This is a genomic window from Pseudoalteromonas luteoviolacea S2607 (assembly GCF_001625575.1).
GTDB lineage: Bacteria > Pseudomonadota > Gammaproteobacteria > Enterobacterales > Alteromonadaceae > Pseudoalteromonas > Pseudoalteromonas luteoviolacea_E.
The window spans coordinates 143,904-154,155 of record NZ_AUXV01000002.1 but is presented as its reverse complement, the minus strand read 5'-3'; the positions used below and the strand labels follow the sequence as shown (position 1 = coordinate 154,155).

The following is a 10,252-nucleotide window of genomic DNA, read 5'->3' as shown; positions in this document are numbered from 1 at the left end:
TAAATTAACAATTTACTAACATTGGATGTTGAGTAATACTTGGGAGTAGCGTATGAAGTTATTGAAGTCATCTGTTTTATTAATCACCGCATTAACAGCAAGCCAATCTGCATTAGCTGATAATAATTTAGTTAGCAATGGATCTTTTGAACAATCGGGTAATATCACAGGGACTTGGAAACTTTTTAATGAGCTACCAGGCTGGCAAAGAAGCGGCGCTCGTTTTGAAATTCAAACAGACCGTTTGGGGCTTATCCAACCACAACAAGGAAGCCAGTACTTAGAGCTAGATTCAACTAGTAACTACAGTGCTTACCAGATGCTTGCTACAGAAGCAGGAAAGCGCTACGTCATCAGTTTTTATTACTCACCTCGTGTCGCAAACAATGCGCAAACAAACCAAGCAACTGTGAGCTGGAACGGTCAAGTCGTCGCAAATTTAAATGGCACATCACGTGGATGGCAGCATGTTACAGTAACCGTCACAGCAGACTCTGCGCAAAGCACACTTGCCTTTAGTGGCAGTGGCACCTCTGACTCTTATGGTGCACTGTTAGACAATGTATCTGTAACAGCAGACTGTGTAACCGGTTTATTTGGTATCAACAATTTTGGCGATGCTGGTAACGGCTATATATTTAACTTTGACGTGGAAAACGGCACCTATAGCAAAGTCTCTGGTGTATCGCACACCGCATCAAATATTGCTTCAAAAGATGGCATCTTGTACTTCATGGAGCAAAACGACAAATCAACTAAAGCGTCTACGCTTTGGTCTCTTGATTTAGATGGTAATGTGGAATCTGCAGTGGCTAATGCGACGTCATGGCCTATATACCGCTCTGCAATTAGCGATGACGGCTTATCTCTGCGCGCTACAAGCAAAACCTACATGTATGACTACGACTTAGCAACTGGTGCAAAAACAGTGCTAGGTAAGTTGAAGTACGCAGGCGATGACTTTAGTCATGGTGACATCGCTTACTCTGCTGATAACAATGTACTTTATGTATTAACAGGCAAAGCACTTTACACGTTAGACACTGCTGATATGACGCTTACTGAGATCGGCAAGCACGGTGTAAATTGGGCATCAGGTTTGGCGATATCAGATGACGGTACTCTTTATGTATCAGGTCGCCAAAGTGGTCAAAACGCTAAAATTTATACATTGAATCCAAATACTGGGGTTGCGACCTATATCATGGACGGCCCTGAGCATATTAACGATTTAACCTTTGTCGACAATTATTGTCGTTAATCACAACTTGTTGAAACAAAAAAGCCAGCTTTGAGCTGGCTTTTTTATATCTAAATACGTCTAATCCTAGCTGGTAAGGCTTCCCCAAAGTCTGTCCGCTGGGTATACTGACTCGCTTTTCATGCATAGTTAGTCAACATTTACTTTGCGTGTAAGCAATTTGGGAACTGGCCACCCGTTCAAAGTGTGCGCTAATTTGGCTTCATAAAGCTGTATTAACTCACCAATAATATTAAGGCCACAAAACACATTATGATTAAGTTTAGGAAGAAAACATGAATTCATTACCTAATCGAGGCGAGATCCTAGGTCACCCTAAAGGCCTATTCTTGCTTTTCGGCACGGAAATGTGGGAGCGATTTGGCTACTACGGCATGCGTGCAATCTTAGTACTTTATCTAGTAGCGCAAGTACAAAATGGCGGTTTTGGTTGGACTAATGCAGACGCATTAAGCCTATATGGTACATTTACAATGGCTGTATACCTGACCCCTTTGTTCGGTGGTTGGCTAGCAGATAACGTACTCGGACAGCGTAAAGCCATCATCATTGGTGGTATTCTCATGGCTGCAGGCCACTTTATTATGGGTATTCCTCATAGCATTGTTGCAGGCCAAGAAGAAAACGTTTTTTATATTGGCTTAACACTACTATGTATTGGTAACGGTTTATTCAAGCCAAATATTTCTACTATGGTTGGTGATCTGTATGAAGAAGGCGATAAACGCCGTGACGGTGCATTTACTATCTTCTACATGGGTATCAACATGGGTGGCGCCCTAGGTCCACTAGTGGCAGGTTATGTCGCCGCCGTTATTAGCTGGCAGGCTGGTTTCGTTGCCGCGGGTATCGGTATGGTGATTTCAGTTGTCATGCAGATGCTTTTAAGTCAAAAATACTTAGGTGACATCGGTGTTGTACCATCAGCGAAGCTCTCACAACAGCAATCAGCGTCAGGCACTAAAGAACCGTTGACCAAAGTAGAAAAAGATCGAATCCGCGTTATTTTCACTATGTCTGTATTCAGTATCATCTTCTGGATGGGCTTTGAGCAGGCGGGCGGCTTAATGAACCTGTTTGCCAATGACTATACTAATCGTATGTTAATGGGCTTTGAGATCCCAGCTTCTTGGTTCCAATCTTTGAACTCTATTTTCATTATTATATTTGCGCCAATTGTCGCAATGATTTGGCTTAAGCTAGATAAAAAAGAGCCTAATTCACCAGTTAAATTCGCCATAGGTCTCGTGTTTTTAGCACTTGGCTTCCTTACAATGATGTTAGCGCTTATGACTGAAAGCGCAGAGCCTGGCCAAACATTACAAATTAGCATGATGTGGTTAGTACTATTTTACCTTTTCCACACGCTTGGTGAGCTATGCTTGTCTCCAATCGGTCTTTCTATGGTAAGTAAATTAGCACCACTACGTCTTGCTTCTTTACTTATGGGGATCTGGTTCCTGTGTACCGCCGTTGCTAATAAGATCGCAGGCTTTGTAGGCTCTTTCTTGGGCGAAGGACAAGAAGCAATGAATAATGCAATGGGCATCTTCATTGGCTTAGGTGCAACCGCATTACTATCAGCACTTGCAATGTACTTACTAAGCAACAAGCTTGTTGACTGGATGCATGGCGCAGAAGGTGATAACGAGCCTCATACACAAGAGCACTATCTAGAAAAAGAGCTTGAAGTGAGCGGTGAAAGACAATAAACCGCAAATAAAATTTACTAAAAACCGCGCCATATAGCGCGGTTTTTTTATATTCCCTCAATAAAATGTATAGATAATTTTACACTGAACTGTGCTTTACATGGATTTGTATCATGGCTGTTTGCAAACCTGCATTTATAGAAAAATTTACCAAAAACATAAAAAATAAAATAAATTCATATGGTTAAATTAAAAACAGCAGAATAAACAACAGTTTTTCTGTGCAATTTTTCAGTTTAATTACACAATTTCAATCTAAAAAAATTGTCTGTTTTCATTTTTTGTCTAAATGCGCGTAAATGTGCAGTCAAATTTACAAAATGCAGCTTAGGCAATTGCACTCAAAACCTTTCACTTTAGGTAAATTTGATTAATCATCCACTGCATAAATTACAACAAGCAATCCAGTGCTTAATGCAGGAGAATGACAATGAGTGAAGTAAATAATCCTCTTGGCCTTGTAGGTATCGAATTTACTGAATACGCAACCCCAGATGCAGATTACATGGACAAAATCTTTGCGGATTTTGGTTTTTCTAAACTTAAAAAGTTTAAAGGGAAAGACATCGTTCATTACAACCAGAACGAGATCCATTTCTTACTAAACAACGAGCGTGACGGTTTCTCAGCTGAATTTGCTAAGTCACACGGTCCAGCTATTTGTTCAATGGGCTGGCGTGTAGAAGATGCAGCGAAAGCATTTGAAGTCGCTGTAGAGCGTGGTGCAAAACCAGCAACTGATTCTGCAAATAAAGACCTACCATACCCTGCTATCTATGGCATTGGTGATAGCTTAATCTATTTCATCGACGTATTCGGTGACAAAGGTTCTATCTTCGAAAATGATTTCGAAGATTTAGCAGAGCAAAACATTGTTGAAGACAAAGGCTTCCTACGCATTGACCACCTAACAAACAATGTTTACAAAGGTACAATGGAAACGTGGGCAAACTTCTATAAAGGCGTATTTGGCTTTGAAGAAGTTCGTTACTTCGACATCAAAGGTCAGAAGACAGCCTTACTTTCTTACGCACTTAAGTCACCTTGTGGTACTTTCTCGATTCCAATCAACGAAGGTAAAGATGACAACAACAACCAGATCGATGAGTACCTAGACGAGTACAACGGTCCAGGCGTACAGCACCTTGCGTTCTTAACAAACGACCTTGTTGGCTCTCTAGACAAGCTAGACAAAACAAACATCGCAACGTTAGATATCGTTGACCACTACTACGATACAATTTTCGACCGTGTTCCTTGGGTTGCTGAAGATAAACAAAAGATCAAAGAGCACCAGATCTTAGTAGATAGCCAAAGCGAAAACTGTTACTTATTACAGATCTTCACTAAGAACCTATTCGGTCCTATCTTCATTGAGATGATCCAGCGTGTAGACGATGGCGGTTTCGGTGAAGGTAACTTCCAGGCTCTATTTGAGTCAATCGAACGTGACCAAGAGCGTCGTGGTGTGATTTAATCACTTACCAGTTAAGACAAAATAAAAAGCAGCTTTTCTAAGCTGCTTTTGCTATTTAAACTTGGCCATATTCTGGCGAAAGCACAAATTAAAATGCATAGTCATATGCTGTTTGTATAAAGAAGGAAAGACCATGTCTTTTATCAATGAAACACACGATATAAATTTAAAAAGCTGGGTAGCGAGTGCAAACCAAGCAGGTACTGATTTCCCTATTCAAAACTTACCTTTTGCGTCATTTCGTCGTAAAGGCAGTAGCGAAGAGTTCCGCGGCGGTGTAGCAATTGGCGACCAAGTATTAGACCTTGGTGCGGTTGCTGCTGCAAATATCTTTGACGGTGTTGCGCAAGAAGCTGCTGAAGCCGCAAACGCACAAGCGCTTAATGAATTTATGGGCCTTGGTAAAGCACATTGGTCAGGTCTGCGCCTTGCACTTTCTCGTGCATTGCGTGAAGGCTCTGAGCACCAAAGTACGCTTGAAAGTGCACTTGTAGCACAAAATAACGTTGAATATGCATTACCATGTCATATTGGTGACTACACAGATTTCTATACTTCAATCTATCACGCAACTGCAGTAGGTAGTCTGTTCCGTCCAGATAACCCACTTCTCCCTAACTATAAGTGGGTACCAATCGGTTACCACGGTCGTGCATCATCTATCGATGTTTCTGGTCAAACCTTCCCTCGTCCAAAAGGCCAGACTAAAGCGCCTGACGCTGAAGCGCCTTCTTTTGGTCCTTGTAAGCGCCTTGACTATGAATTGGAGCTTGGTATTTATCTAGGTAAAGGTAACGAGCTTGGCGATGCAATTGGTATTGAAGATGCGGAAGATCACGTATTTGGTTTCTGCCTGTTCAATGACTGGTCAGCGCGTGATTTGCAAGCTTGGGAATATCAGCCACTAGGTCCATTCCTTGCTAAAAACTTTGCTTCAACCGTATCTCCTTGGATTGTTACAACAGAAGCACTTGCGCCTTACCGCACTGCATGGCACCGCGATGAGAACGATCCTCAGCCTATGAGCTACCTTGAGTCTGCACAAAACCGTGAAACGGGTGCATTTGATATTCAGATGGATGTACTTATCGAAACGGATAAAATGCGCAGCGAGAACGCAGCACCGAGCAAGGTATCTGAGTCAAGTTTTAAGCACAGCTATTGGACAGTTGCACAAATGGTCACGCACCACACTGTTAATGGCTGTAACTTCCTACCGGGCGACATGTTAGGTTCTGGTACACAGTCAGGTCCTGAACACGAAGAAGCAGGTTCACTACTTGAGCTTTCTCGCGGTGGTAAAGAGTCAATCACATTGAGTAATGGCGAAGAACGTAAATTCCTTGAAGATGGTGACAAGGTTATCATGCGCGGCTGGTGTGAAGCTGATGGCTTTAACCGCATTGGCTTCGGCTCTGTAGAAGGCACTGTGCTTCCAGCAAAATAATTGAATATTATAATTCTATTTAAATCAAAGGCGTGCATAAACACGCCTTTTTTTTGTATTTTTATACTGGCTTTTTGTATAAAAATTGTTAGAGTTAAGCGTTATCTAAATTTTTGAGTGTTATGTTAAGCGTTATCAAAAGCCTAATAGTTCAGCTATTTCAACCTAAACAACTTATGTTGCGTCAAAACGGCAAAGTCTCGCTGTTGACTGTGCAAACTTGGCTACAAATCACCCTAACAGTGAGTGTTTTTGCAACTTTAATTTGGTTGGGTTTCGCAACTGCACAATATTTCAAACAAAAACATGGTATATCTCAGTTAAACGAATCAGTTGCCTTACGCGAACAAGATTGGCTAGCGCAAAAAGCTGCGCTAGAAGCCAAACTCGCACAACAAAATACCCGCATCGCACAGCTAGACGCTCAACACTCGGTATTAAACGAACTTATGGCTTCTTTGCCAAGCACCATCACTGAAGAACCAAGTGTTGAGTTAGAAGTGCAAGCTGAGCAACCTGAAGACGAACAACCTGACGAATCAGAGCACACGCACGATGGCGACTTTCATCACCATGCTGTTGAGCTCGATGGTGCTCAAACTCAGTTGCTTCATCAATTGCATGAGCTAATTTCTAGGCGAAACGACGTGTTAATTGCCAGCATGCAAGAGGCAGGCATTCAAGCACGGACCTCAACGCAAGCGCAAGGTGGTCCATATCACCAAGTACAAGGCAGGCTGTTACCCAAGGCTTACTTACAAGCGATCGATAGCTCGGTAAAGCTTAACCAACTAGAGAACTTAGTTCAAACACTGCCAAAAAGCATGCCTGTAAAAGAAGATAAATATTATATCTCCAGTGCCTTTGGTTACAGAAAAGACCCAATCACAGGTAGGCGCGCTTATCATAAAGGAGTCGACTTAGCCGGTTGGCATAAGACCGAAATAATCGCCCCTGCTGATGGCAAGGTAACCAGAGCAGGAAAAAATGGCGGTTACGGTAAGTTTGTTGAAATCCAACACGCTAACGGTGTCACCACCCGCTACGGCCATTTACACACGATCAAAGTTAAAAAAGGCCAGCGGATCAAGCAGTCTGATGTCATTGCATTAATGGGCAGCACAGGAAGAAGTACCAGTACACACTTGCACTATGAGGTATTACAGGATAAAAAGCATATTAACCCTGTTAAACTTGCAAGAGTACTGGAACGTGTTCAATAAACTTAAAAACAATAAATCCACTGCGCTTTATGTGGCAATGATCTCCCCCAACACCCAAGTCATTGGCGATATCAAATGTGAGGGAGAAATCCAAGTCGATGGCAACATTACTGGCAACCTAGAAGTTGAACACTTAGTGATCGGCGAGCACGGCACGATAGAAGGCAATATCACTGCAACACAAGTCGAAGTCAAAGGCACAGTAAATGGCTGTATCACAGCTCAGAAAGTGCGTTTAGAACCTTCAGCCAAAGTCCATGGCGATATCATACACGATACGCTCAGTATAGAGGCTGGCGCGCATATTGAAGGCCAGTTAAAGCACAACACTGACCTGTCAAATGTCACCCCAATTGAGAAGCAAGAGCAAGCTTAGCTTTTTTCTGTGATATACATAGTGATGTCGGCGTGAAATACTTTGACGCCTTCGTTATTAAACACCTCAACAGGCACGATGAGATCTTCTCTGTCTTGCCACTGACGAGGCATTGGGATTTGTGCCTGCGCTTTTAAATCCGAGTCTGCTTTTTTCAGATACTGCACAGTCATGCCTTTGGGGATCCACCTGTGTGTATGGTTTGGCACCGTTGCATCCGTCACCACGCCCGCACATAATTCTGCAAGGTTGCATTGTGCAATCGCGTGCACAGTTCCAATATGATTGTGAACAGCGCGCCTATTGGGCATTTCGGCGCAAATACGACCACTACTTAAGTGCGTTATTTTAGGCTTGATAGTGGCAAAGTACGGCGCTCTTTTACATATTGCTTTACTGAATAACCAATTACCAAAAGGGAGCCACTTAAATTTTTTATACGTTTTTAATAGCGAGCTAGCCATATACTGTCCTGATGAGTGTTTTTAGCCAAACTAACACATCAGACCAGTTAAGACTAGCACAAAATATTGCGTAAGATTTCGCCTGCTGGCGTACTAGTTTACTCAGTCAAAAGCGTAAACTCAGGCACTTTTAGCCTAGAGAATAAAATATTTTCCAATTTCGGCGTTTTGTCCTGTCTTTTTGCTATCTGCACAATACAATAGCGTCGAAAAGGAGACACCATGCAACACCGTACCAGCAAATCTTTAATTTTTATTCTCGCCCTGCTTGTCATTTTTTGCCCGCTAGGCATTGATTTATATCTGCCCGCTTTTGTTGACATGCAAGCAGCGTTGTCAGTTAGCGAAGCTAAAATACAGCAAACCGTTAGCATATATATGCTGGCAGTCGGCCTTGGGCAATTAATTGCTGGTCCGCTTGCCGACAAATATGGCCGAAAGCCCATTGCAATCTGCGGTATCACCCTGTTCACTTTAGGTGCTGCTTTAGCAACACTCGCACAAACTTGGGAGTGGGTCATGATAGCTAGAATACTGCAAGGCTTAGGTGCATGTGCCACATTTGTTAGTGCGTTTGCGATTGTCAGGGATAGCTTTGGCCATAAGGGGAGTGGCCAGATGATTACTTATCTCAATGGTATTGTATGTTTTATTCCCGCACTCGCCCCTATTTTAGGCGCTTGGTTAACAGTCGAGTTTGGCTGGCGAAGTAACTTTGCTTTTCTAAGCATCTTTGCGATTTTAGGTTTGATAGTAATTTTTCTAATGTTTAGAGAAACCAAACCTGAAGACTCAATCTATCAAGGCCATATATTAGATTTTCGCCGTTTTAAACCTATGTTGAGCAGCTCTAAGTTTATGTTTAATGCCTCCATCACCATGGTTTGTATGTCTGCGATGTTAGTGTTTGTCGTTGGTGCACCTGGTTGGATCATGTCCCATTTAAATATGCCTATGTCCGATTTTACTTTATGGTTTGCCATAAATGCCGCGATTAGTATTGTATCAAGCTTTATTGCCCCACAATTTATCAAACGCAATAGCCGCAGAGCGCTGCAGTTTGGACTGGTGCTATTCTGTGGTGCAGGTGTTATTACGTTTATCTTGCCTCAAACAGATGTTCTAACTTACATGCTCCCAATGTACTTAGCATCAATTGGCTTTGCATTTACCCTAGGAGCCGCAGCTGGTAATGCCCTTGCAGAATTTCCAAAGCAAGCGGGTACTGCTTCGGCCTTGATTGGATTATTGCAAATGAGTGGCGCGGGTTTATTGGCATTTTCAACACAACCTCTAGGTCTAATAGCACCTTGGCAACTAGCGCTACACTTAGTCATGGCAATTCCGTTTTTAATGCTTTTGTTTTCAAAGTATCGCCACTCATTGCATAGTACGGCTTAATATAAATAACCTAAATAAGTCGTAAAATTGTCACATTGTAGAGGCATACTGTACCGCAATAGCTTACAGGCTGTTGTTTAGAAGGCACTAGACTTCTTTTAGCATTGTTTAGACAGATAGACTCAAGATCCCCCAACCTTGCTATGCGGGCTCAATGGCCCGCATAATTTTTATAAATCTCAATAAAGCATTTTCAATTTTTTTATATCATATTAAACTAGCTCTGAAGTTAGAATAAGAACAACTCTTTATGCTGAATCCCGAATACTTGATTTCTTTTGCAGTAGCAAGCTTTGTTATTGCTGTCGCCCCTGGTCCCTCAAATGCTTTTTTAATGGCACAAACTTTCACTAATGGAAAAAATGCAGGTATGCAAAGCGCGCTTGGCTTCGCTCTCGGCGGGGTTGTACATACGATATTTGCAGTGATTGGACTTTCGGCAATTTTGAAAGCATCAGAGGCTGCTTACACAACAGTACAGTACTTAGGTGCAGCGTATCTTGCTTATTTGGGTGTTATAACACTAAAAGACACGTTTACCCCCTCACAAGGCCATCAACAAGAAGAACACGTAAATACAAATAAACCCAATAAGAATGTCACTTTTCAAGCCATGATGACCGAGGTACTAAACCCCAAAGTAGCGCTATTCTTTATTGCCTTTATTCCGCAATTTGTTGATACAAGCCTTGATGCATCAACCACTTTGCAGCTCGCACTATTTGGTTTGCTCTACCCTATTTTGGCTTTTCCTATAGACTGTGCATATGTGTATGGAGGGGATAAAATTGCTGGGTATTTCCGCACACACCCACAGGCACCAATATGGATTGACAGGGTATCAGGTACTATTTTTATAGCTCTTGCAGTAAATCTCTTGTTATAGAAGGA

9 protein-coding genes are annotated in these 10,252 nt (G+C 42.2%); 8 read left to right on the top strand and 1 reads right to left on the bottom strand.

Annotation, left to right across the window (positions count from 1 at the left end; all coding sequences use genetic code 11):
• The first annotated feature begins 52 nt into the window (after window positions 1–52).
• The 6 genes from N480_RS02140 to N480_RS02115 all read left to right on the top strand — a co-directional run bounded on the left by N480_RS02140 (window position 53) and on the right by N480_RS02115 (window position 7,496).
• A complete protein-coding gene (locus N480_RS02140; protein WP_155732736.1) occupies window positions 53–1,261 on the top strand; it encodes a DUF642 domain-containing protein in 1,209 nt (402 codons plus the stop codon).
• Window positions 1,262–1,536: 275 nt separating this feature from the next.
• On the top strand, window positions 1,537–2,973 hold the full coding sequence (locus tag N480_RS02135; protein WP_063370884.1) for a peptide MFS transporter: 1,437 nt from the start codon (window positions 1,537–1,539) through the stop codon (window positions 2,971–2,973).
• A gap of 430 nt (window positions 2,974–3,403) precedes the next feature.
• A complete protein-coding gene (gene hppD, locus N480_RS02130) occupies window positions 3,404–4,450 on the top strand; it encodes a 4-hydroxyphenylpyruvate dioxygenase (protein ID WP_063370883.1) in 1,047 nt (348 codons plus the stop codon).
• Window positions 4,451–4,583: 133 nt separating this feature from the next.
• Window positions 4,584–5,897, top strand: a complete 1,314-nt coding sequence (fahA, locus tag N480_RS02125) for a fumarylacetoacetase (RefSeq protein ID WP_063370882.1) — start codon at window positions 4,584–4,586, stop codon at window positions 5,895–5,897.
• A gap of 122 nt (window positions 5,898–6,019) precedes the next feature.
• Complete coding sequence (locus N480_RS02120) at window positions 6,020–7,120, top strand: M23 family metallopeptidase (RefSeq protein WP_063370881.1); 1,101 nt, start codon at window positions 6,020–6,022, stop codon at window positions 7,118–7,120.
• Window positions 7,110–7,496, top strand: a complete 387-nt coding sequence (locus tag N480_RS02115) for a bactofilin family protein (protein WP_063370880.1) — start codon at window positions 7,110–7,112, stop codon at window positions 7,494–7,496. The genes N480_RS02120 and N480_RS02115 overlap by 11 nt, the downstream gene beginning before the upstream one ends.
• On the opposite strand, the gene N480_RS02110 is transcribed toward N480_RS02115, so the two are convergent.
• Window positions 7,493–7,960 (bottom strand): hotdog fold domain-containing protein, encoded by a 468-nt coding sequence (locus N480_RS02110; RefSeq protein WP_063370879.1) that lies wholly within the window; start codon window positions 7,958–7,960, stop codon window positions 7,493–7,495. The two genes, N480_RS02115 and N480_RS02110, sit on opposite strands and share 4 nt — an antisense overlap.
• Window positions 7,961–8,182: 222 nt before the next feature.
• Here N480_RS02110 and N480_RS02105 point away from each other — a divergent pair, with 222 nt between their 5' ends.
• Window positions 8,183–9,361 (top strand): multidrug effflux MFS transporter, encoded by a 1,179-nt coding sequence (locus N480_RS02105; protein WP_063370878.1) that lies wholly within the window; start codon window positions 8,183–8,185, stop codon window positions 9,359–9,361.
• Between the two features lie 250 nt (window positions 9,362–9,611).
• Window positions 9,612–10,247, top strand: a complete 636-nt coding sequence (locus N480_RS02100) for a LysE family translocator (RefSeq protein WP_063370877.1) — start codon at window positions 9,612–9,614, stop codon at window positions 10,245–10,247.
• Window positions 10,248–10,252 lie beyond the last annotated feature (5 nt).

Coding starts and splice junctions, on each gene's coding strand:
- N480_RS02135 (WP_063370884.1), top strand. CDS start 1,537: ATGAATTCATTACCTAATCGAGGCGAGATCCTAGGTCACCCTAAAGGC.
- N480_RS02120 (WP_063370881.1), top strand. CDS start 6,020: ATGTTAAGCGTTATCAAAAGCCTAATAGTTCAGCTATTTCAACCTAAA.
- N480_RS02105 (WP_063370878.1), top strand. CDS start 8,183: ATGCAACACCGTACCAGCAAATCTTTAATTTTTATTCTCGCCCTGCTT.
- N480_RS02100 (WP_063370877.1), top strand. CDS start 9,612: ATGCTGAATCCCGAATACTTGATTTCTTTTGCAGTAGCAAGCTTTGTT.
- fahA (WP_063370882.1), top strand. CDS start 4,584: ATGTCTTTTATCAATGAAACACACGATATAAATTTAAAAAGCTGGGTA.
- N480_RS02140 (WP_155732736.1), top strand. CDS start 53: ATGAAGTTATTGAAGTCATCTGTTTTATTAATCACCGCATTAACAGCA.
- N480_RS02110 (WP_063370879.1), bottom strand. CDS start 7,960: ATGGCTAGCTCGCTATTAAAAACGTATAAAAAATTTAAGTGGCTCCCT.
- hppD (WP_063370883.1), top strand. CDS start 3,404: ATGAGTGAAGTAAATAATCCTCTTGGCCTTGTAGGTATCGAATTTACT.